This is a genomic window from Streptomyces davaonensis JCM 4913, assembly GCF_000349325.1.
GTDB classification, from domain to species: Bacteria; Actinomycetota; Actinomycetes; order Streptomycetales; family Streptomycetaceae; genus Streptomyces; species Streptomyces davaonensis.
The window spans coordinates 7,654,421-7,677,134 of sequence record NC_020504.1 but is presented as its reverse complement, the minus strand read 5'-3'; the positions used below and the strand labels follow the sequence as shown (position 1 = coordinate 7,677,134).

The 22,714-nt window shown below is 71.1% G+C and carries 18 protein-coding genes; 13 read left to right on the top strand and 5 right to left on the bottom strand.

All coding sequences use genetic code 11. The features are described 5' to 3' along the window. The first annotated feature begins 4 nt into the window (after window positions 1-4). On the top strand, window positions 5-1,201 hold the full coding sequence (locus tag BN159_RS33915; protein ID WP_041822100.1) for a CaiB/BaiF CoA transferase family protein: 1,197 nt from the start codon (window positions 5-7) through the stop codon (window positions 1,199-1,201). A 31-nt stretch (window positions 1,202-1,232) separates the two neighbouring features. Here BN159_RS33915 and BN159_RS33910 read toward each other — a convergent pair whose 3' ends face one another. The 3 genes from BN159_RS33910 to BN159_RS33900 all read right to left on the bottom strand — a co-directional run bounded on the left by BN159_RS33910 (window position 1,233) and on the right by BN159_RS33900 (window position 2,956). Then, a complete protein-coding gene (locus BN159_RS33910; RefSeq protein ID WP_015661556.1) occupies window positions 1,233-1,502 on the bottom strand; it encodes a hypothetical protein in 270 nt (89 codons plus the stop codon). Between the two features lie 126 nt (window positions 1,503-1,628). After that, window positions 1,629-2,417 (bottom strand): anti-sigma factor, encoded by a 789-nt coding sequence (locus BN159_RS33905; RefSeq protein ID WP_015661555.1) that lies wholly within the window; start codon window positions 2,415-2,417, stop codon window positions 1,629-1,631. Then, window positions 2,414-2,956, bottom strand: coding sequence for a sigma-70 family RNA polymerase sigma factor (locus tag BN159_RS33900; protein WP_015661554.1), 543 nt, complete (start codon window positions 2,954-2,956; stop codon window positions 2,414-2,416). Before BN159_RS33900 ends, BN159_RS33905 begins: the two co-directional genes overlap by 4 nt. 208 nt (window positions 2,957-3,164) lie before the next feature. Between BN159_RS33900 and BN159_RS33895 the strand changes: the two genes are divergently transcribed. From BN159_RS33895 to BN159_RS33880, 4 genes are all read left to right on the top strand, one after another. Beyond that, window positions 3,165-4,700: a DUF4331 domain-containing protein gene (locus tag BN159_RS33895; RefSeq protein ID WP_015661553.1), complete on the top strand. Its 1,536-nt coding sequence runs from the start codon at window positions 3,165-3,167 to the stop codon at window positions 4,698-4,700. 269 nt (window positions 4,701-4,969) lie between these two features. Further along, window positions 4,970-6,145 (top strand): tetratricopeptide repeat protein, encoded by a 1,176-nt coding sequence (locus tag BN159_RS33890; protein ID WP_231905665.1) that lies wholly within the window; start codon window positions 4,970-4,972, stop codon window positions 6,143-6,145. Beyond that, a complete protein-coding gene (locus tag BN159_RS33885) occupies window positions 6,142-7,722 on the top strand; it encodes a HoxN/HupN/NixA family nickel/cobalt transporter (protein WP_015661551.1) in 1,581 nt (526 codons plus the stop codon). The genes BN159_RS33890 and BN159_RS33885 overlap by 4 nt, the downstream gene beginning before the upstream one ends. Before the next feature lie 33 nt (window positions 7,723-7,755). Further along, window positions 7,756-9,360, top strand: coding sequence for a serine/threonine-protein kinase (locus tag BN159_RS33880; protein ID WP_015661550.1), 1,605 nt, complete (start codon window positions 7,756-7,758; stop codon window positions 9,358-9,360). Between the two features lie 26 nt (window positions 9,361-9,386). Here BN159_RS33880 and BN159_RS33875 read toward each other — a convergent pair whose 3' ends face one another. Further along, on the bottom strand, window positions 9,387-10,181 hold the full coding sequence (locus tag BN159_RS33875) for an SGNH/GDSL hydrolase family protein (protein ID WP_015661549.1): 795 nt from the start codon (window positions 10,179-10,181) through the stop codon (window positions 9,387-9,389). 261 nt (window positions 10,182-10,442) lie between these two features. Between BN159_RS33875 and BN159_RS33870 the strand changes: the two genes are divergently transcribed. The 7 genes from BN159_RS33870 (at window position 10,443) to BN159_RS33840 (ending at window position 19,985) form a co-directional block, all read left to right on the top strand. After that, window positions 10,443-11,651, top strand: a complete 1,209-nt coding sequence (locus BN159_RS33870) for a S8 family peptidase (protein ID WP_015661548.1) — start codon at window positions 10,443-10,445, stop codon at window positions 11,649-11,651. Window positions 11,652-11,915: 264 nt separating this feature from the next. After that, on the top strand, window positions 11,916-12,236 hold the full coding sequence (locus BN159_RS33865; protein WP_015661547.1) for a hypothetical protein: 321 nt from the start codon (window positions 11,916-11,918) through the stop codon (window positions 12,234-12,236). 1 nt (window position 12,237) lies between these two features. Then, window positions 12,238-13,335: a GNAT family N-acetyltransferase gene (locus BN159_RS33860; protein ID WP_015661546.1), complete on the top strand. Its 1,098-nt coding sequence runs from the start codon at window positions 12,238-12,240 to the stop codon at window positions 13,333-13,335. A gap of 337 nt (window positions 13,336-13,672) precedes the next feature. Beyond that, window positions 13,673-14,494, top strand: coding sequence for a glycosyltransferase family 2 protein (locus BN159_RS33855; RefSeq protein WP_015661545.1), 822 nt, complete (start codon window positions 13,673-13,675; stop codon window positions 14,492-14,494). After that, window positions 14,491-15,480 carry a glycosyltransferase family 2 protein gene (locus BN159_RS33850; RefSeq protein WP_015661544.1) on the top strand — a complete coding sequence of 330 codons (990 nt, stop codon included), beginning with the start codon at window positions 14,491-14,493 and terminating at the stop codon, window positions 15,478-15,480. Before BN159_RS33855 ends, BN159_RS33850 begins: the two co-directional genes overlap by 4 nt. Next, a complete protein-coding gene (locus tag BN159_RS33845; protein WP_015661543.1) occupies window positions 15,473-16,309 on the top strand; it encodes a polysaccharide deacetylase family protein in 837 nt (278 codons plus the stop codon). The genes BN159_RS33850 and BN159_RS33845 overlap by 8 nt, the downstream gene beginning before the upstream one ends. Then, on the top strand, window positions 16,302-19,985 hold the full coding sequence (locus BN159_RS33840) for a lipopolysaccharide biosynthesis protein (RefSeq protein ID WP_015661542.1): 3,684 nt from the start codon (window positions 16,302-16,304) through the stop codon (window positions 19,983-19,985). The genes BN159_RS33845 and BN159_RS33840 overlap by 8 nt, the downstream gene beginning before the upstream one ends. Before the next feature lie 22 nt (window positions 19,986-20,007). Here BN159_RS33840 and BN159_RS33835 read toward each other — a convergent pair whose 3' ends face one another. Then, window positions 20,008-21,420: a GH39 family glycosyl hydrolase gene (locus tag BN159_RS33835; protein WP_015661541.1), complete on the bottom strand. Its 1,413-nt coding sequence runs from the start codon at window positions 21,418-21,420 to the stop codon at window positions 20,008-20,010. Between the two features lie 178 nt (window positions 21,421-21,598). Between BN159_RS33835 and BN159_RS33830 the strand changes: the two genes are divergently transcribed. Next, entirely contained in the window at window positions 21,599-22,693 is a 1,095-nt protein-coding gene (locus BN159_RS33830) for a DUF5925 domain-containing protein (protein WP_015661540.1), read from the top strand. The last annotated feature ends 21 nt before the right edge of the window (window positions 22,694-22,714 follow it).

Sequence of the window (22,714 nt, the reverse complement as noted above, 5' to 3'; positions counted from 1 at the left end):
CCGCATGGAATCGCAGCCGCTGCCGCTCACCGGTATCACCGTCGTCGCCGTCGAACAGGCCGTCGCCGCTCCCTTCGCCACCCGGCAGCTCGCCGATCTCGGCGCCCGGGTGATCAAGGTCGAGCGGATCGACGGCGGCGACTTCGCGCGCGGCTACGACACCGCCGCCGCGGGACTCGCCTCGCACTTCGTGTGGTGCAACCGCGGCAAGGAGTCCATCGCCCTGGACCTGAAGGACCCGCGCGGCCTGGACGTCGTACGGCGGCTCGTCGGTGAGGCGGACGTCTTCGTGCAGAACCTCGCGCAGGGGGCGGCGGCGCGGCTGGGCCTGGACGCGGCGACGCTGTGCGCGGCGCACCCGCGGCTGATCGCCGTGGACATCTCCGGGTACGGCGCCGGCGGCCCGTACGCGGACAAGCGGGCGTACGACATGCTCGTGCAGTGCGAGGCCGGTCTGGTGTCGGTGACCGGGACGCCGGAGCAGCCGGTGAAGGCCGGGATCCCGGCGGCCGACATCGCGGCGGCCATGTACGCCTTCTCGGGGGTGCTGGCTGCGCTGGTGCGCCGGGGCGTGACCGGGCGGGGCGGGCCGGTCGAGGTGTCGATGCTGGAGTCGCTGGCGGAGTGGATGGGGCATCCGCTGCATCACGCGATGCACGGAGGCACTCCCCCGGCGCGGACCGGGCTCGCACACTCCGTGATCGCGCCGTACGACGCCTATCCGACGGCGGACGGCGGGCGGGTGCTGCTGTCGGTGCAGAACGACCGGGAATGGCGGCGGCTGGCCGAACGGGTGCTTCAGCGGCCGGAGTTGGGCTCGGATCCGGCGTATGCGACGAACGCGGCGCGGGTGGCGAACCGGGAGCGCACGGACGAGTTCGTGGCGAAGGCGCTGGGCGCGCTCGACGCCGACGAGGCGCTCGCGCGGCTTGAGGGCGCGGGGATCGCCTGTGCGCGCTTGAGGGACCTGTACGAGGTGGCGGACCATCCGCAGCTGGCGGCCCGGGAGCGGTGGCGGGAGGTGGGGTCGCCGGTGGGGCCGTTGAAGGCGCTGCTGCCGCCCATCACGCTGCCGGGCGGGGAGACGGCAAGGATGGGGGACGTGCCCGCGCTCGGGGAGCACACCGAGACGCTGCTGCGAGCCGTGGGGATGACGGTAGACGAGATCGCAGCGCTGCGCCGGGACGGCGTGGCCGCCTGAGCGCGGGCCTCCTCGGGGTTGCCGGTGAAGCTCAGCGCCCGCCGAACAGCGAACGGCGCAGTCGGCGCAGCGGTGCGAAGAGCGAGACCCGACGGACTCGCGCACCCCTGCCACTGCGGTCGCGCGCGGTGTCACGCGCGGTCAGCTCACGCATCAGCAAGGTCGCCTCGGCCGTCTTCTGCTGCGGCACGGCGGGACCCGCCAGCACCGAGAGATGGCGGTCGAGGCGCGAACTGGTCGCGCTGCTCCCGCAGGTGATCGCAGGGACCCTCGCCCTGCTGCGCACTGTTATCTGTTCCATGTCACTCCCCACCCGTACGAGTCCACCCGGCCCGGGCAGGGTAACCCTATCGCCCCCTTGGGGCACTCGTGTATCGCGGTCACAGGATTCACCTTCCCCGTAAGGGTGTTGACGACCCGTCGTTGATTACTCTCCGAATCCGACCGATTTCAGGGCGAGTTGGACCACCGGCTGGGTGGTGGGCTGGGGCGAGCCGCCGTCCGGCTCGACGGTTACAGCCAGTGACGTGGCGGAGGTGTCCAGACCGGACGCGACCAAGGGCGTGTCGCCGTCGAAGAGCCCGAGGGAGCGCGGTTGTGCGCCGGGGCGCATGAGCCACAACTGGTGCACACCGTTGCCCGGGGGGTCGTCGTATCCCGCGAGGGTGACGACCGCACGCCCCTCCGATGCGGAAGCGATCACTCCGATACTTCGGCCCTCGGCGTCCTGTCCGGTGCTCGCACGCGCGTCGGGAGCGCCGAGAACGTGGGCGATCTCACGCGCCTGCGCCCGCTCCGCGTCCAGCTTCTCCTGCGTGTCGTTCGCCTGCACGGCGAACAGGGAGGCGACCACGAGCGCCGCGGCGGCGGTCGCGGTGGCGAAGGGCACGAACAGCGGCCGCCGCTCCCGCACCCGGGGCGGCGGCTCGGCCCCCCACACATGCCTCGGCAACTGCGGCTCCCGAGCCACCCGCACCCCGTCCTGCGGAGTGGCCCGTACGGCGGCCAGGACCCGTTCGCGCATCGCGGCCGGCGGCGGGGCCGAGGTGGACCAGGCCAGCCGGACCGCGTCCTCGGACAGGGTCCGCACCTCGGCGGCACAGCGCTCGCACTTGCGCAGGTGCTTCTCGAAGCGGTCCCGCTCGGCGGGCTCCAGGGCGTCGAGGGCGTAGGGCGCGGCGAGGGAGTGGAGGTCCCCTCGGCGGAAGAGGCTCATGCGGCACCTCCCAGGCACTCGCGCAGCCGGGTCAGACCGTCCCGCATCCGGGTCTTCACCGTGCCCAGCGGCAGGGAGAGCCGCTCGGCGACCTCACGGTAGGTGTACCCCTCGTAATAGGCGAGGGTCACCGACTGGCGCTGGAGCGCGGTGAGCCGGTCCAGGCAGCGGCGCACCCACTCGCGCTCCAGGCCCGCCTCGACCTCCTCGGTCACCTGGTCGAAGGCGGGGTGATGGGCCCGGCGCGCCTCCCGCTGCTCGCGTTCACCGGCCGCGCGTGCGCTGCGCACCCGGTCCACGGCCCTCCTGTGGGCGAGGGTGAGGATCCACGACAGGGCGCTCCCCCGGCCGGGGTCGAACCGCCCCGCGGACCGCCATGTCTCCAGCAGCACCTCCTGCGCAACCTCCTCCGACTGGGCGGGGTCGCGCACGACCCTTCGCACCAGTCCGAACACCGGTCCGGACACGATCCCGTACAACTCCTCGAATGCCTTCTGGTCCCCACCAGCCACGAGCACCAGTAGCTCGTCCGCCTCCAACTCGTCTCCCCCTCCCGCGAGACCGCATCTGGGCCGTCCCGTCCCACGAGGTATTCGCAACGCACCCACCTCCGGATGGGGTTACGGATCAGAAGGCCGAAAACGCGGGTCGGCGGGGCGCGAAACAAATTTTCAGGTTCGACCAATCCGCCCCGCACCCTGCTCCGAATCCCGGTGCGTCAGGCAAGTTGAACCGAGGACGGACGGCATGACACCTATCTCCAGGAGCGGCCCGGGACGCAAGGGCGTCGCGACCCTCATCTGTGGTGCGCTGGCCGCCGGGGGGCTCGCAGCCGCCGGCGTGACCGCGCTGGAACCGGGGGCGGCCTCCGCCTCCAGCCACCGGGAGGCCCCGTTGATCTCGGGGACCCCGCAGTACGACAACACGGACGTGTACGCGTTCGTCAGTCCGGACAAGCCGGACACGACGACGATCGTCGCGAACTGGATCCCCTTCGAGGAGCCGGCCGGCGGACCGAACTTCTTCCCGTTCGCCGAGGACGCGCAGTACGACATCCACATCGACAACAACGGTGACGCGCAGGGCGAGCTGCTGTACCGCTTCACCTTCAAGACGCACACGAAGAACAAGAAGACGTTCCTGTACAACACCGGGCCCGTCGAGAGCCTCGACGATCCCGACCTGAACGTGACGCAGACCTACGACATCGATCTGCTGAAGCTGAAGAACCAGCACCTGGTGGCGAAGACGAAGATCGCCAACGATGTGCCGGTGGCGCCGTCGAACGTCGGCAAGGCCTCCATGCCGGACTACGCCAAGCTGCGCTCGCAGGCCGTGCACCAACTCGCGGGCGGCTCCTCCTCGTTCGCGGGGCAGGCCGACGACCCGTTCTTCCTCGATCTGCGGGTCTTCGATCTGCTGTACGGCGGGAACCTCAGCGAGGTCGGGAACGACACGCTCAAGGGCTACAACGTCAACTCCATCGCGCTCCAGGTGCCCACGCACATGATCACGGAGTCGGCGGAGCAGCCGATCGTGGGGATCTGGTCGACGACCCAGCGCAAGAACGCGCAGGGGCAGTTCGCCCAGGTCTCGCGCCTGGGCATGCCGCTCGTGAACGAGGTCGTCAACCCGATCAAGGACAAGGACAAGTTCAACGCGAGCGCGCCCTGGAACGACGGGCAGTTCCTGAAGAACGTCACCAACCCCGAGCTGCCGAAGCTCATCGAGGCGATCTACAAGATCCCGGCGCCGAAGGAGCCGCGCAACGACCTCGTCGACGTCTTCCTCAAGGGCGTGGAGGGGCTCAACCAGCCGCCGCACGTACGTCCGGCGGAGGAGCTGCGACTCAACACGTCCATCAAGCCGGCCGCCGAGCCGAAGCGGCTGGGTGTGCTGGACGGGGACAACGCCGGGTTCCCCAACGGGCGGCGGCTGAGCGATGACGTTCTCGATGCCGCGCTTCAGGTGGTCGAGGGCGAACTGGTGGGCGCCAAGAACGACTTGGGCGACGCGGTCGACAAGAACGACAAGGACTTCGAGAAGGCGTTCCCGTACGTCGCGCTGCCGACGGAGGGGTCTCGGGGGCCGCTGGCAAAGGGTACTTCCGGTGGGAACGACGTGCGGAACCAGCTCGGGGACGCGTTGTCGCCGGCGGGATCCGAGGGTTCGTCCGAAGACACCACGCTGATCGCGGCTTCTGCCGGCGCGGGGGCTCTGGGTGTCCTGTTGATCGGGGCCGGGCTGCTCTGGTGGCGGCGGATGCGGGAGCGGGCGTACTAGGCGCTCCGCTGGGGTGCGGGGATTGTTTGGGCGCGGCTCGTGTGTGGCTGGTCGCGCCCACGCGGCGGAGCCGCACATAGATGCAGCCCCGCGCCCCTGACCGGAACCTTCTCACCGTTTCTTCGTATGTGATCTAGGAGAGGGCAATGAAATCGCGCGCCCAGCTTGGGTTGTGTGCCGGGTTGTTGGCTGTTGCGCTCACCGGTGGGGCCATTGCCCTCGGGGGTGGGACGGATGTTCCTGAGCAGAGTGTCTCGGCCGTGTCGCCGGTGGCGCTCAGGTCCGGCGACGTCAAGGCACTCGAGGCCCATCTGCGGGAGCAGCCGCGGGACTTCAGTGGCTGGGCGACGCTGGGGCTCGCGTATGTGGAGCAGGCGCGCACGAGCGGCGACGCCTCCCGGTATCCGCAGGCCGAGCGGGCGTTGAAGCGGTCTCTGTCGCTGGAGGCCGGCAATGATCAGGCCCTCGCCGGACAGGCCGCCCTGGCCGCCGCCCGGCACGACTTCCCGGATGCCCTGGCCTACGCGGAACGGGCGCTGAAGGCCAATCCCTTCAGCGAGCGGGCGCTGGCCAGCCGGGTCGACGCGCTGGTGGAGCTCGGGCGGTACGACGAGGCCGCCGAGGCCGCCGACCTGGCCGACGAACGGCGGCCGGGGGTGCCGGTGTTCACGCGGTACGCGTACGTGCGCGAGCTGCGGGGCGATGTGAAGACCGCGCGGCGCGTGCTGGAGCAGGCCCTCTCCTCCGCCGCCTCGCCCCCGGACGTGGCGTACGTGGCCACCCAGCTCGGCCAACTCGCCTGGAGCCAGGGCGACTGCGAGGAGGCGCTGCTGCACTACGCGCGGGCGCTCGCCGCGGACGACGCCTATCTGCCCGCGCTGGAGGGCCGGGCCCGGGCGCAGGCGGCCACCGGGGATCGGAAGGCGGCCGTGAAGGGCATGGAGGCCGTCGTCGCGCGGTCCCCGCTCCCGGGGCCGCTGGTCGTGCTCGGTGAGCTGTACGAGGCCGACGGCGACCGGGAACGGGCCGATGACCAGTACGCCTTGGTCGACGCCTGGACCGCGCTGGCCCGTGCCAACGGCGTCAACGCCGACCTCGACACCGCGCTCGCGGCGGCCGATCACGGCGACGCGAAGGCGGCGCTGCGCGCGGCCCGCGCCGAGTGGGACCGCCGCCGTACCGTCCACACCGCGGACGCCCTGGCCTGGGCCCTGCACGCGAACGGCCGCGACCAGGAGGCCCTGCCCTACGCCCGCCGGGCCACGGCCACCGGCTACCGCAACGCCACCTTCCTGTACCACCGCGGCATGATCGAGTTCGGGGCCGGCGAGAAGGGGGACGCCCGCGAGCACCTGTCAGCCGCCCTGCGCCTGAATCCCGGCTTCTCTCCCCTCGGCGCCCGCGAGGCCCGCGGCGCCCTGAAGGACCTGGAGGCGGGCGAGTGACCCCCCGTCGTCTCATCGCCTCCGGTGCGGCCGTGTTCGCGGCCGTCGGCGCGCTCGTGCTCGTCCCCTCCTCGGTCGCGAGCGCGCATCCCCTCGGCAACTTCACCGTCAACCGGTACGACGGGCTCGTCGTCGCGTCGGGCACGCTGCGTGTGGACCACGTGGAGGATCTCGCCGAGATCCCGGCTACGCAGGCGAAGCCGGACATCGAGCGGCTGGGGCTGGAGCAATGGGCCGGGCGGCGGTGCGCGAGTGCCGCCCGGGACAGCGAACTCACCGTGGAGGGCCGGAGTGTCGCCCTCACCGTCAAAAGCAGTCACGCGCGCGTGCGGCCCGGGCAGGCCGGGCTCGACACCCTGCGGGTGGAGTGTGCGCTGAGGGCTCCGCTGCCTGACAGTGAGACTCTGACGCTCGATTTTCGGGCCGCCGGTGCGGAGTCCGGGCCCGGCTGGCGGGAGGTCACCGCGCGCGGCGACCGGATGACGCTCGCCGAGTCCGACGTACCGAAGGAGTCGCTGTCCGGTGAACTGACCACGTACCCGGAGGAGTTGCTCTCCTCCCCTGCCGACACCGCGTCCGCCTCCCTGACCGTGCGGCCCGGCGGGCCCGCGCTGGTCGAGGAGGAGCGCGACGCGCCCGCCGCCTCGGTCCTGCCGCGCGGCGCCGACCGCTGGACCCGGGCCCTGGACTCCCTGGTCGCCCGCAACGACCTCACCGTCGGTTTCGCCGCCCTCGCCCTGTTCATCGCGATCGGCCTGGGCGCACTGCACGCCGTCGCCCCGGGGCACGGCAAGACGCTCATGGCGGCGGTGGCCACGGCCCGCGGCGGCCGCGCCCGGATGAAGGACGTCCTCCCGCTCGCCGCCTCGGTCACGGTCACCCACACCCTGGGCGTGGTCGCCCTGGGCCTGCTGGTCACCGCCGGCTCGGCCGCCGCGCCGTCCGTCATCACCTGGCTGGGCATCGCCAGCGGCGCCCTGGTCATGGCCGCGGGCGCGACCCTCGTACGACGGGCCTGGCATCAGCGCGGCCACCACCACCCGCACTCCCCGGCGCCGGAACGCACGCCCACGCCCGTCCTGGTCGGCGCGCACACCCACGGGCACGGGCACGGCCACGACCACAGCCATGGACACGAGCACAGCCATGATCACGAGCACGATCACGAGCGCCCCAAGGAACACACGCACACCCACACCCACGGCGGCACCACTCACACCCACGCCACCGCCCCCACCATCCGCGGCACGATCCTGCTCGGCTTCGCCGGCGGCCTCGTGCCCAGCCCCTCCGCCGTCGTCGTCCTGGTCGGCGCCGCCGCGCTCGGGCACGCCTGGTTCGGGCTGCTGCTCGTCGTGGCCTACGGGGTCGGGCTCGCCCTCACCCTGACCGCCGCCGGGTACGCCGTCGTACGGCTCGGTGCCGGGGCGAGCCGGTGGGTGGAGCGGCGTCCGAGCTGGGCCGTTCATCCCGTGGCGGGCCTGATCCGCCGTACCGCACCGCTGGTGTCCGCGTTGGTCGTCGTCGCTCTTGGGGCCGGATTGGTGCTCAAGGGGGCGGCATCAGCACTCGGTTGAGCTACTTTGTGAGGAAAAGGAGATTTCGCGCGCATGCGAATGGGGGCGCCCGTGTCCGACGCGACGGGCAGTGAACGAGTGATCGCGGGCCGCTACCGTCTCCTGTCCCCGCTCGGCGAGGGCGGCATGGGGACGGTCTGGCGCGCCCGGGACGAGGTGCTGAACCGTGAGGTCGCCGTCAAGGAGGTGCGTGCCCCGCACGGTCTTCCGGCCTCCGAGGTGGAGCGGATGTACGCCCGCCTGGAGCGCGAGGCGTGGGCGGCGGCGCGGGTGTCGAACCACAATGTGGTGACGGTCTACGACGTGGCCACGCAGGACGGCCGCCCGTGGATCGTGATGGAGCTGGTGCGCGGCATCTCGCTCGCCGAACTTCTGGACGCCGAGGGCCCGTTGTCGCCCCAGCGCGCGGCACACATCGGTGCCGAGGTGCTGTCGGCGCTGCGGGCGGCGCACGAGGCCGGGGTGCTGCACCGGGACGTGAAGCCGGCCAACGTGCTGCTGGCGAACGACGGCCGGGTGGTGCTCACCGACTTCGGGATCGCCATGGTCGAGGGGAGTTCCGCGCTCACCATGACCGGCGAGGTGATCGGCTCGCCCGAGTTCCTCGCCCCGGAGCGGGCCCTGGGCCGCACGCCCGGCCCCGAGTCCGACCTGTGGTCGCTCGGCGTGCTGCTCTACGCGGCCGTGGAGGGCAACTCCCCGTTCCGCCAGGACACCCCGCTCAGCACCCTGCGCGCGATCGTCGACGAGGAGCTGCCGCCGCCGCTCCGGGCCGGTCCGCTCGCCCCGGTGATCGAGGGGCTGCTGCGCAAGGACCCCGCCGACCGGCTCCCGGCGGCGCAGGCCGAGCAGGACCTGCGGCTCGTCGGCGCCGGAGGCACGCCCCGCGCGGGGGCGGTCCGGTCGACACCGTTCGCCCCGACGATCGCGACACACCAGCCGCCGCCACCGACCCCGCCGATGCCCACGCCGTACCCCAGCACTCAGGCCACCACACCCAGCCCCACCACGCCGGACCGCCCCGACCGCAACCGCCGGGCCGCCGTCGTCCTGGTCGCGGGCCTGGCCGCACTGGCGCTGGCGCTGGGCGGTCTGACGTACGCGCTGCTGAACCGGGACGACAACGGCAACGACGGGGCCGGCGACGGCACGACCAGTCAGCCGGAGACTCAGACGACGCCGTCCGAGACCGAGGACGACGACACCGCGGAGCCGACGCCGAGCGAGACTCCCACGGAATCCACCCCGCCACCGCAGTCCGTGCAGGTGACCCTGGCCGGCTCGAACACGGAGTACGAGGGCGCCTGTCCGCCGCCGCAGGAGGAGGCCCCGGCGTTCACGGCGACGTTCACGGTGGGGCAGCTGCCCGCCGAGGTCAGCTATCGCTGGGTGTCGCGGGACGGCGATGTCATGGACTCCGGGTGGAAGACTCTGTCGTTCCCCGAGGGCGGCTCCCGCACCAAGCAGGACCGGGCGTTCGTGACGACGAACGACGACAGCGGGTCCTTCGAGAACGAGATCAGCGTGGAGGTCCGGGACCCGGTGGAGACGACCTCCAACTCGGTGGCCTTCTCGGTCACCTGTGAGACGGAGACCCCGACGGACGGGGTCTCCCCTTCGCCTTCAGCGAGTTACTGAGCGGCTCGCGAGGAACCGCTGAAGGATCAGGCCGCGCCGTTCAGGACCGGAAGATAGCCGCCGGACTGTCCGGCCGCGGTCGGGTGGTACGACTCACCGATGTTGAGCCAGTTGACGCTGTGCAGCCAGGAGCTGCCGGAGCAGATCTCGTGGCCGGTGAAGGTGGGGCGGACGTCGCCGAAGGTGAACGAGTGCGCGGCGGCACGGTTCGCGACGGCGGCGTTCAGGTAGTCGGAGGCGTCGTTGATGGCCTTGCGCTTGGTCTCGGACAGGCCGAGGCAGGACTGGCCGAGCTTGTAGAAGCGCGGGTAGCCGATGACGACGACATGGGCGTTGGGTGCCTTGGTGCGGATCGCCGAGTAGACGTTGTTCAGTTGCCCGGGCAGCGTCGAGTCGACGTATGCCTTGGCGGTGTTGATCCGGGAGATGCAGGAGCTGTCGGACTGGAGCACACAGGTCGTCATGACGTCGGCGAACCCTGCGTCATTGCCGCCGATGCTGATGGAGACCAGCGCGGTGGAGGAGTTGAGCGAGCCCATCTGGTTGTTCAGAACATCACCCGTTCGGGCGCCCGAACAGGCGGCGAAGGCGAACGACGAGGGTGAGTTGGCGGCCGCCCAGAGGTAGGGGTGGGCCTTCGTGCTGCGCTTGCAGTCGCCGCTGGAGCTGATGTAGCTGCCGGCGCCGACGCCCGAGGCGTAGGAGTCGCCGAGCGCCACATAGGGCCCGGTGGCGGCCTGTGCCGAGCCGGCGCCCGCGAGTACGGCGCCGACGGCGAGGAGGAGCGAGCTGACGTAAGCGGCAATTCGGGAACGTCTCATGGAACCTCCCTTTAGCAGGATCTCTGCCACAACTGTCGTATCAGCTACGCGTGTTGACAGGAAGTGTTCATGTCAAGATTTTCAATCATGAATCGACCGGGACACCATGGGTTCACCATGGGTTTGATTGCGTGCCCATGACAGATTCATTGACAGCCTGTCAACTCCCTTGTTCTACGCACGTAGACCGCCGAGTCTTGATCCACCCCACAGACGCGCCCCCACCCAGATGCGCGTCGCCCATGAGGAGGACTCCCTCGAATGGCACAACTGCGTAGCAACAAGCTCCGGCTCGCCGCGATAACCGGCCTGGCGACCGCAGCCCTCGTCGGCGGACTCACGTCCCTGCCCGCCCAGGCCGCACCGGCCGAGGGCAAGGTCCTGGCCGCCGACTCCCCCACAGCGATCAAGGACAGCTACATCGTCACGCTGAAGAAGGGCGCCGGCTTCAAGGCGTCCTCCAGCGAGGGCAAGGACCTGATCAAGGAGTACGGCGGCACGGTCAGGAAGACCTTCGGCAAGGTCCTCAACGGCTACGCGGCCACCCTCTCCGCGGCCGAGGCCAGGAGACTCGCCGCCGACCCGTCGGTGGCCTCCGTCGAGCAGAACCAGCGCGTCCGGCTCGCCGACACCACCCAGTCCAACGCCCCTTGGGGCCTGGACCGCATCGACCAGACCTCGCTGCCGCTGTCCGGCACCTACACCTACCCGGACACGGCGGGCAGCGGGGTGACGGTCTACGTCATCGACACCGGCGTCCGGATCACCCACTCGCAGATCAGCGGCCGTGCCTCCTACGGCTATGACGCGGTCGACGGCGACACCACCGCCTCCGACGGCAACGGCCACGGCACCCATGTGGCCACCACGGTCGCGGGTTCCACCTACGGCGTCGCCAAGAAGGCGAAGATCGTGGCGGTCCGGGTGCTGGACAACAACGGCTCCGGCACCACGGCAGGCGTGATCGCGGGCATCGACTGGGTGACCAACAACCACTCCGGTCCCTCGGTCGCCAACCTCTCGCTCGGCGGCGGCGCCTCCACCACCCTGGACACAGCGGTCCGCAACTCCATCACCAGCGGCGTGACCTACGCCGTCGCGGCGGGCAACAGCAACGCCAACGCCTCCTCGTACTCCCCGGCCCGGGTCACCCAGGCCATCACCGTCGGCGCCACCACCAGCACCGACGCCAGGGCAAGCTACTCCAACTACGGCTCGGTCCTGGACATCTTCGCGCCCGGCTCCTCCATCACGGCCGGGTGGCACACCAGCGACACCGCGACCAACACCATCTCCGGTACGTCGATGGCGACCCCGCACGTCGCTGGCGCCGCGGCGGTCTACCTCGCGAACCACACCTCGTCCACCCCGGCCCAGGTCGCCTCGGCCCTAACCGGCGGCGCGACCACGGGCAAGGTCACCAGCGCGGGCACCGGCTCCCCGAACCGGCTCCTGAAGCTCGTTCCGTAACACCTGAACCACCGTTCAACACCTGAACCACCTGTTCCCCGGAGGTGCCCCACTCGCCTCCGGGGAACAGGCCTGTCCGCGCCCTCGCCGTCTTGACGGCCCCCGCGCGGCTGCGCCACATTGAAGCCCGGCATCCGGCGCTTCGGGGGGCAAAGTCGCCAATGCAGACGTTCAGGCTCAAGACATCATCAACGGACGGCGCCCAGCGCGTGCGACCAGGACCGGGGGGACCTGGCGCCACTGCTGGCGGGCGCCGCGACGGCCGTGGGGGCGGCCGGCGCGCTGCTCGCGTTCGCCGACAGTGACTCGCCGCTGCGCGGCCCGCTCACGCTGTTCTTCCTGCTCGCGGCACCGGCCGCGGCCATCGCCGCCGCCCTGCGCGGGCTCGAACCCTTCGGCCGGACCATCGCCGCACTGGCGGGCGCGGTCGTCGTCAACATGCTGGTGGCCCAGGGGATGCTGGCCGTGCACCGGTGGTCCGCCGAGGGCGGCATCGTCGCCGTGACCGCGATCAGCTCCCTTCTGCTCCTGCTCGTGTCGGTACGGCGGCTGCGCGGCCGTACGGAAAGAAGGCGGACTCCCTGACGTGGACATCAGCGTGTACCGTCCCGGCGAGCTGACCGCCGCCGACCGGACGGCATGGACGGCGATGCAGTCCAAGGCCCATCTGCACGGCTCGCCCGAGCTGGCGAACCCTTTCCTGTCCCCCGAGTTCGCGCTCGCGGTCGGCCGGTGCCGGCCCGGGGTGCGGATCGCGGTCGTCAGGGAGTCCGGCGAGCCCGCCGCGTTCTTCCCGTACCAGCGCACCGCGGCCGGTGTCGGCCGGGCCGTCGGGCTCGGGGTCTCCGACGCCCAGGGTCTGGTGCACCGGCCCGGGTTCGGCTGGGACGCCCGGGAGCTGCTGCGGGCCTGCGGGCTCGCGGTGTGGGAGTTCGACCATCTCGTCGAGGGGCAGTCCGCCTTCGCGGCGGAGGCCACCGGCACGTACCCCTCCCCGGTCATGGACGTGGACCAGGGGTACGAGGTGTATCTCGGCCAACTCCGGGAGCGCTCCCCCAAGTTCACCAGGACCACGCTCGCCAAGGAGCGCAAGCTGGGCCGCGACCACCCGGGCGTGCGGTATGTGCACGACGAGCGGGACCCGGCCGCCCTGCGCACCCTGATGGAGTGGAAGTCGGCGCAGTACCGCAGGACGGGGCGCAGCGATCGCTTCGCGCACGACTGGATCATTCGGCTGGTGGAGCAGCTCTTCCACACCCGGACCGAGTCGTTCGCCGGGGTCCTGTCGGTGCTGTACGCCGGCGACAAGCCGATCGCCGCGCACTTCGGGCTGCGTACCGAACGGGTGCTGGCCTGCTGGTTCCCGGCGTACGACCCGGCGTTCTCGAAGTACTCCCCCGGTCTGGTGCTGCATCTGCGGATGGCCGAGGCGGCCGCCGCCGACGGCATCGCCTATCTGGACCTCGGCCGGGGCCAGAAGGAATACAAGGACTCCCTGAAATCACGCGAGGTCAGCGTGGCCGAGGGGTGGGTGACCCGGCGTCATCCGGTGGCGTTCGGGCATCGGGCACGACGTGCCCCGGTGCGGGCCCTGCGCAATGTCGTGGTGTCCCGGCCGGAGCTGTTCGAGCCCGCGGACCGGCTGCTCAAGCGCATGGGCAAGATCCGGTCAGGTCGGAAGTAACGGATAAACCAACAAAAACGTGAGGCCTGGTTCCAGGTCTTGCCATACGGACGCAATCGTCAATACCGTCATACATCTCACCCGCATCGGACCACCACTTACGCGGACCAGGGGAGGGCTCAGGGCCGCGGTGGCACCCGGCGCGGGGCGCGGTAGGGGGGTGCCGCACTCGGTCGGCGTACGTGGAGGTACGCAGGGCCGGGGCGTGCCGCGCAATCGGCTGTCGCCTTGGCGGGAGCCGGTGAGTTATGCCAGTGAATAACCCCCCTTTCGAACCGGACACACAGCCGGGCCGCCCCAGGGGCGGGCGGTCCACCGGACGAGAGGGACCAGACTCATGAGCTCAGTTCTGCGCCCGGCGGCCACGGGCGACAAGTACCGCACGGCCGGGGCGTACCGGCCCGTCTCCTCGCATCTGGCGATAGCGCCGCCGGTGAGCGTCGTCATCCCGGCCATGAACGAGGCGGAGAATCTTCCGTACGTCTTCAAGACACTGCCCGACTGGATCCACGAAGTGGTGCTGGTCGACGGCAACTCCACGGACAACACCGTCGAAGTGGCCCGCGAGCTGTGGCCCGAGGTCAAGGTCGTGGAGCAGCGCGGCAAGGGCAAGGGGGATGCCCTGATCACCGGGTTCGAGGCGTGCTCCGGCGACATCATCGTGATGGTCGACGCGGACGGCTCGGCCGACGGGCAGGAGATCGTCAGCTATGTCTCGGCGCTGGTCTCCGGCGCCGACTTCGCCAAGGGGTCGCGCTTCGCCAACGGCGGCGGCACCGACGACATGACGTTCATCCGCAAGCTCGGCAACTGGGCGCTGTGCACGATCGTGAACCGCAAGTTCGGCGCCCGCTACACGGACCTGTGCTACGGCTACAACGCCTTCTGGCGGCACTGCCTGGACAAGATCGACCTCGACTGCACGGGCTTCGAGGTGGAGACCCTGATGAACATCCGGGTGGTCAAGGCGGGTCTGAAGGTGCAGGAGATACCCAGCCACGAGTACCTCCGGATCCACGGCACCAGCAATCTGCGCGCCGTGCGGGACGGGTTCCGGGTGCTCAACGTGATCCTGAAGGAACGCTCCAACCGGCGGGAACTGCGCCGCCGGGCCGAGCACTCCCCGATGCTCGACTCGGTCCGGGGAGAGGTGTCTTGAGCGGTCCCGACATCTCCGTCGTGATCTGCGTCTACACCGAGGACCGCTGGGAGGACATCCTCGCGGCGGTCGCCTCGGTGCGGGCGCAGTCCCGCCCGGCCCTGGAGACGCTGCTGGTCGTCGACCACAACGACCTGCTCCGGGAGCGCCTGGCCAAGGAGTACAAGGAGGCCGGGGACGTCCGGGTGCTCGCCAACGCGGGCCCCCGCGGACTGTCCGCCGGCCGCAACACCGGTATCGCCGCCTCCTACGGCGAGGTGATCGCCTTCCTCGACGACGACGCCGTGGCCGAGCGGGACTGGCTGCGGTGGTTCACCGAGGGCTACGCCGACCCGCGGGTGATGGCGGTCGGCGGGCGCACCGAGCCGATCTGGGCCTCGGGCCGCCGTCCGGCCTGGTTCCCGGAGGAGTTCGACTGGGTGGTCGGCTGCACCTACCGCGGCCTGCCGCCGGGCCGGGTCCGGGTGCGCAACGTCCTCGGCGGCAACGCCTCCTTCCGGCGTACGGCGTTCGACGCGGCAGGCGGCTTCGCCACCGGCATCGGCCGCGACGGCGACCGGCTGCCCCTGGGCTGCGAGGAGACGGAGCTGTGCATCCGCCTCACCCGGGCCAGGCCCGACGCGCTGCTGCTGATCGACGACCGTGCGGTGATCCATCACCGGGTGCCCGAGGCGCGCGAGCACTTCGGGTACTTCCGCACGCGCGCCTACGCCGAGGGCCTGTCCAAGGCGCTGGTGGCCCGAAGTGTCGGCGCGGACAAGGGACTTGAGTCGGAGCGCCGGTACACCACCCGGGTGCTCCCGGCCGGGGTGGCCCGCGGGCTGCGGGACGCGGTGCTGGCCCGGCCCGGCGGCGCGGGCCGCGCGGGCGCGATCGTCGCCGGGGTGCTCACCGCGGCCGGTGGGTATGTGATCGGGAGCGTGCGGGCACGCAGGGGCGGCGCCACGTATTCGGTGGCGGCGATCGAGGGGGCGGAGGATGACTGACCGGGGCGGGCCGATCGAGGGGGGCGGGCCGGTCGACGCCGCCGTGCCGATCCTCATGTACCACGCGGTGTCGTCCGAACCCAGCGACGCCACCCGCGGGTTGTCGGTGTCGCCGGAGGCGTTCGCCGAGCAGATGGCGGTCATCGCCGAGCTGGGCCTCAGCCCGGTCGGCACGGCCGATCTGGCCGCATGCTGGCGGCACGGGCGCCCGCTGCCCGCGCGGCCGGTGCTGGTGACCTTCGACGACGGGTACGAGGGCGTGCACCGGCACGCCCTGCCCGTGCTCGCCAAGCACGGTTTCCCGGCCACCCTCTTCGTCACCACCGGCTGGCTGCGCGGCCCGTACGACACCGGCGGCGCCCTGGACACCATGCTGGACTGGGACCAGGTGCGCGAACTCGCCGCGGCCGGAGTGGAGATCGGCGGCCACAGCCACACCCACCCGCAGCTCGACCAGCTCCCGGACGACGCGCTGCGCCGGGAACTGATCCTGTGCAAGGAGATCGTCTCGGACCAGCTCGGCACCGTCCCCGCCTCGTTCGCCTACCCGTACGGCTACTCCAGCCGCCGGGTCCGCGAAACGGTCCGCGAAACGGGGTACGCCCAGGCGCTCGCCGTCGGAAACGGCCTCGCCCGCCGCCGCCAGGGCCCGTACGCGCTGCGCCGGGTCACCGTGCGCCGCAGCACCGGCGCCGAGGAGTTCCAGCGGCTGGTCGAGGGCCGCGCGATCACCCGTACGTTCGCCCGGGACCTCGCCCTGACCAAGGGCTACGCCATGGTCCGCAGAGCCCGACAGGTACGCCGGAAGGCCAGCCGAACCCGTGTCTGACACGACGACCACGACCGAGGCCGCGCAGCCCGCCGCTCAGGCGCCCGAGCAGTCGGGGCGCGGCAGCCAGCTGTTCCGCAACGCCTACGCCCTGATGCTCAACACCGGTATCTCCGCGGTGCTCGGTCTGGGTTTCTGGCTGGCCGCGGCCCGCTACTACTCCGAGTCGGCCGTCGGCCAGGGCTCCGCCGCCATCGCCGCGATGAAGTTCCTCGCGGGGCTGACCGCGGTGGCCCTGACCGGCGCGCTGGCGCGGTTCATCCCGATCGCGGGACGCGCCACCGGGCGGCTGATCTTCCGTACGTACGCGGGCAGTTCGGTGATCGTGGCGCTGGCGGCGGGGGCGTTCCTGCTAACGCTGGACGTGTGGGGGCCGTCGTACCGCTTCCTGGACACGCCGGTCGCCGGGATCGGTTTCGTGGTGGCCGTCGTCGCGTGGAATCTGCTGACGCTCCAGGACGGGGTGCTGACCGGGCTGCGCAGCGCGCTGTGGGTGCCGGTCGGCAACACCGCGTTCTCGGCGGTCAAACTGGGCCTGCTGGTGGCGTTCGCGGCGGCGGTCCCGACGACCGGGGTGTTCGTCTCCTGGGTCGCGGCCATCGCGATCTCGGTGCTGCCGCTGGGCTGGCTGGTGTTCCGGCGACTTGTGCCACGGCATGTGAAGTCGACCGCGGAGCACGCGAAGCCGCCGTCCCTGAAGGAGATCGGCAAGTTCCTCGCCGGCGACTACACCGGCTCGCTGTTCTCGCTCGCCGTGGTCTATCTGATCCCCGTGATCGTGGCCGCGCAGGTCAGCTCCGAGGACAACGCCTACTTCTACATCACCGCCACCATCGGCGGCACGGTCAACCTCCTCGCCATCAACATGGGCGCCTCGCTCACCGTGGAGGGCTCGCACGACCCGGGCCGGCTCGCCGCCAACACCCGGGCCGCGCTGAAGCGGATGGCGCGGATCATGATCCCGGTCGCGGCGGTCCTGTTCTTCGGGGCGCCGTGGATCCTCGGCGTGTTCGGCGCGGGCTACGCGGAAGCGGCCACCCCGCTGCTGCGCTGGTTCGCGGTCGGCGGGCTGCTGCGGGTCGTGATGGAGACCTACTTCGCGGTGCTGCGGGCGCAGAGCCGCACCGCCGGACTGGCCTGGCTCCAGGGCCTGTTGTGCGCGCTGGTGCTGGGGCTGACCCTGGCGCTGCTGCCCCGGATGGGACTGACCGGCGCGGGCGTCGCCGAGATCGTCTCGCTGGCGGTGATCGTGGCGATCGCCGCGCCCAAGCTGTACCGCACGGTGCTGACCGCGCCGTCCGAGATCCCCGCGGGTGCGGCGCCCGACGGTGACCTCGCGGACCTGGGGACGAAGGAGGGAGCTCCCGCGCGCAGGCCCGCCTGGGCGCTGGACTCCGACACCCTCGGCCTCGGCATCCACGTCGACTTCGACCACCTGGAACGCCGGCCCGACGTCCGGCCGGGCCCCGGCACCCCGCCCGCCGGACTGCCCGCGGTGCGGCGGCCCACGTGGGCCGTGGGGCTCCCCGTCGAGAAGCGCGAGCCGGAGGTGGACGCGCCGTTCGAGGCGGAGGAGAAGGCCGTCGTACCGGACGTTCCGAAGTCGGTACGGGAGGAGGAGCGGCGCGAGCCCGAGGAGGAGCCCCCCATCAGTGCGGGGCTGCTGCCGACCCGGCTCGGCGTGGTCCTCGGCTGTCTGCTGACCGCCGCGCTGCTGCTGTACTGGGTGCCCGCGCTCCGGCTCGGCGAGGCCGACCTGGACGAGATGGGCGGGCTCGGGCTGATCTCGGTGCTGCCCATGTCCACGCTGATCGGCGCCGGGCTGCTGGTCACCGTGTTCGCCTCGCTGCTCTGGCTGGGCCGCGAGCACCGGGCGCTGCTGCTGGTGACCCTGCTGGCGACCGTGGTCTCGCTGCACGCCCTGCCCGCGCTGATCGAGACCGAGCCGCGGTTCGCCACGGCCTGGCAGCATCTGGGCTTCCTGGACTACATCGACCGCACCGGGTCCGCCGTACCGGACCTGGACGCGCGCTGGAGCTGGCCCGGGTTCTTCGCGGTGGCCGCGTTCGTGGCGAAGGCCTGCGGGATCTCGGATCTGACCGAGGTCATCCGCTGGTGGCCGCTGACGATGCAACTGCTGTACCTGGTCCCGATGTTCCTGCTGACCCGCTCGATGCGGGCGAGCTGGCGGGCCCGCTGGACCGGCATCTGGGTGTTCGTGCTCAGCGGCTGGGTGGGCCAGGACTACTTCTCCCCGCAGGGCTTCACCTATCTCCTCTATCTGGTGTTCGCGGCGATCCTGCTGGTCTGGTTCCGGGCGCCGCGGGTGATCTGGACGAAGGTACGGCCGGGCGAGCTGGAGGTCGAGCCGACGGACCGGCGGCAGCGGGCGGTGCTGCTGCTGGTCGTCATCGGGCTGTTCGCGGCGAGCGTCCCGGCCCACCAGCTCACCCCGTTCGTGATGCTGGGCGTGCTGGCGGGTCTTGTACTGGTCGGCCGCAGCGAACTGCGCGGACTGCCCATCCTGTTCGGGGTGCTGGTGGTCTCCTGGATCGGCTTCATGGCGGAGCCGTACTGGTCAGGTCACTTCGACGAGCTGTTCGGCGGCGTCGGCGGCGTCGGCTCCAATGTCTCCTCCTCGGTCTCCGGCCGGATCGAGGGCGGCAGCTCCACCCACAAGCTGGTGCTGTACACCCGGGTGCTGCTGGCCGGCGGGGTGATGGCGATGGCCTGCTGGGGCTGGTGGCGCCGCCGCGATCACCAGTACCGCGAACGCTCCCTGCTGGTCCTCACCTTCGTCCCGTTCCTCGGCTTCGGCATGCAGAGCTACGGCGGCGAAATGGCGCTGCGCGTCTTCATGTTCGCGCTGCCGGGCGCTGCCCTGCTGACCGGCCTCGCGCTGTTCCCGCGCACCGGCGTCACCGCGAAGGAACGCGACAAGGACCGGGTGAGCCTCGCTCCGTTGGCCGCGTTCCTGGCGGGCCTGGTCCTCATGGGCGGCTTCCTGGTGACCCGCTGGGGCAATGAGCCGTTCGAGCGGATCAGACCCGGCGAGGTCGCCGCCATGGAGTACGTCTACGCCCATGACGATCCGAGTCTGCGGCTGCTGTGGCTGAGCAACGACACGGTCAACGTCGTGACGCCGTCGATGCCGTGGGGCGCGCGGGACATGGAGAAGGTGGAGTATCTGCCGACCCTGGCACCGACCGATCCGGTGCTGGTGTCGGGCCTGGTCAAGGCGCTCAAGGACGCGGGTCCGAACTCGTATCTGATGATCAACCGCAGTCAGGTCACCTATCTGCGGATGGACGTCGGCTATGCGAAGAGCTGGGAACCGCGGCTGATCGAGAACCTGGACCGGCGCCAGGAGCTGAAGAAGGTCTTCGTCAACGAGGACGTGACCATGTACGCGCTGCGCAAGCAGCCCGCCGGCGAGGTGCCGAAGGCCGATCCCGGGCCGATCGGGCCGCAGGTGACCTGGACGCCGTGGTCGGTGGTCGGGGCGCTGGCGGCGCTCGCGCTGATCGTGCTGCTGACGGCGCGCGAGGTGGTCCGGGTCGCGGTGCGGCCGAGCGTGCGTCAACTTCGGTGGCTTCAGAGCACGTTCTGGTTCTCGCTGCCGTTGCTGGCGGTGCTGCTGGCTTCGCTGGTGCAGCGGTTCCTGACGATCAAGTAGGCCTTTCCGGGGTTCAGGTGGCTCACCGGCTGAGCCACCTGACCTCGTAGGCCCGCAGCTTGATCTTCTTGCCGTCGACGGTCGCCTCCGTGGACCGGTCGAGGGTGTTCACCACCAGGGCGGTCCGGTCCGTCGCCAGCACCCGTACCTGGGGCGCGGCGGTCAGGTCGCGGTACTCGGTGCCCGGCGGGAACTCGGCCGCGAACCGGGCCAGCAGGTCGTACATGGGCAGTTTCCGTCCGCCGTCGGCGCCGCTGGTGGGCGTCCAGAGGCAGCCCGGGCACTCGGTGCCCTTCTCGGCCTCCGGGTTCCAGTAGAAGCCGGAGGCCGCGCCGCCCTTGGCCATGGCGATGAGTCCGGCGGCGTGCACGCCGGTCCGGCGGGTCTCCGACCACTCGTGCCGGTTGTCGTCGCCGTCGGCGGGCTCGACGTAGTACTCGGCCCACCACAGGGGCAGTTCGTCGCCGGTCTGCTCGCGCACCCACTCGCCGACGGCGGTGAACTTGTCGGTCGCCGCGAACTCGTCGGGGATCAGCTCGTCGTCCCGGGTGTAACTGGACCCGTCGACGACGACGAAGTCGGCGCCCGCCTTGTGCTCGTTCCAGTAGGAGAAGGCGTCCAGCACCCGGCGGTCCATCGCGCCCCAACTGCCCTTGAGGGTCGGGGAGGCGTGCTCCTCGCGCGGATCGAGGCTGTCCATCACGAGATACGGGCCGCCGACCATGATCTCCGGGTTGACCTTCTTCAGCGCCCGGTAGACGCGGTTGTACAGCTGCGTGTAGCCCTCGTGGTCCCAGCGGGCCTCGGCGTCGTTCCAGAAGCCCTTGAACTCGTTCCACACGATGAAGTGCCGTACATCCGGATAGCGTTTGGCGACCGTCGCCGCGAGCGCGGCGAAGTCGTCGAAGTGGTCGGGGTCCGGGGCGGTCTCCAGGGCCGCCTGGCTCCAGTCGGTGTTGTCGACCCCGGCCTCGCCGCCCTTCATCCAGTCCGGGGCGCAGCACAGGGTGACGACCGGGGTGCCGCCCGAGGCGCGGACGAAGTCGATCCGGCGGTCCATGGCCTCGAAGTCGTAACGCCCCTCAACCGGCTCTGGGTTGTCGGCGCCCCAGCCCATGATGTGCTGGATCTGCGGCAGCCCTCCGCTGTCGGCGATCCGCTCCTCGACCCGCTTCGTCGCGGCCGCGCTGCCCTCGTCGGCGCTGAACTGGGTGTGCGTAAACCCCCAGCCCACCTCGGGTTTCGCCGCGTCGGTGGTGGGGGCCGGGGTGCCGTGCACCTTGTCGCCGTCGGGCGAGGTGCCCTCGGTGCTCGCGCCGTTGCCGGGCAGCGTGTTGAGCAGGGTCACCACCAGGGCCAGAGCTGCCACGCCCACACCGAGCAGCGCGGTGAGCCGCCACCGCCGTGCCCCCGAATTCCACCCATGTCGTCCCATCAAGGGCAACGGTAACGGGGGTGACGGGCGCGGGGGCAGGTTTCTGCGGTGAACAGTCCCGTCTCGTTCTCGAAGAACAGTCCGTCGCGTTTTCGAAGAACGGTCCGTCGCGTTTTCGAGGCACGACCTCCGGGGGAAATCCAGTGCGCGACGGGCCTTCGTGCCGGATCATGGCGACATGTCTGCGAACCCACACGACGCTCTGCCGATCCGGCTCAACGTCGACGACAGCGACTCCCCGTCCGACGTCGTCGACGCGCTGTTCCTCGGCCGCTTCGCGACGGGCGAGCAACCGTACTCGCACGCGGCGAACATCGACCGCGTACGCTCCGGCGCGACCCTGCTGCCGCCGGGCGCCCGGGTGCTGCGCGTCGCCCGCGACGACGACCGCAGCGCGACCCTGGCGGAGGGCGACGGCTGGACCGTGCTGATCTCCCGCTGGAACCGCGGCGCCGACGTCACGGTCACCGCGACCACCGCGGAACTGGCGAAGAAGGTCCTCGACCAGGCCACCGACGGCGCGGCGGACGAGCCCGAGCCACAGCCGGAGAACGTGACCATGGGTTTCTGGTACGTCTCCCCCAGGCGCGGCCCGCACCGCACCACCCGCCAGATCTCCGCGGGCACCTGGGAGGAGGTGCGGGCCAACTACACCGCGCCGGTGGCCGACGCGATGGACGGCCTGATGAAGACGACCCCCGAGGACATCGCGGGCCGCCTCCTCCTGCTGCACGGCCCGCCGGGCACCGGCAAGACCTCCGCGCTGCGCACCCTCGCCCGCTCCTGGCGGGACTGGTGCCAGGTGGACTGCGTACTGGACCCGGAGCGGCTGTTCAGTGATGTCGGCTATCTGATGGACATCGCGATCGGCGAGGAGGACGGGACCGGAAAGGGCCGCTGGCGGCTGCTGCTCCTGGAGGACTGCGACGAGCTGATCCGCGGCGAGGCCAAGCACACGGCAGGGCAGGCGCTGTCCCGGCTGCTGAACCTCACCGACGGTCTGCTCGGCCAGGGCCGCAATGTCCTGGTCGGCGTCACCACCAACGAGGACCTGGAGCGCCTGCACCCCGCCGTGGTCCGCCCCGGCCGCTGTCTGGCCCGCATCGAGGTGGGCCCGCTGACCAGGTCGGAAGCGGTGGGCTGGCTGGGCGCGGAGGAGGGCGTGGGCCGCGAGGGCGCCACGCTGGCGGAGCTGTACGCACTGCGCCGGGGCACGTCCCCGACGTCGCTGCCGGAGCCGCGGGGCGGGGCGGACGCGGGGCTGTACCTGTAGTGCATTGATGGTGCTTTGATA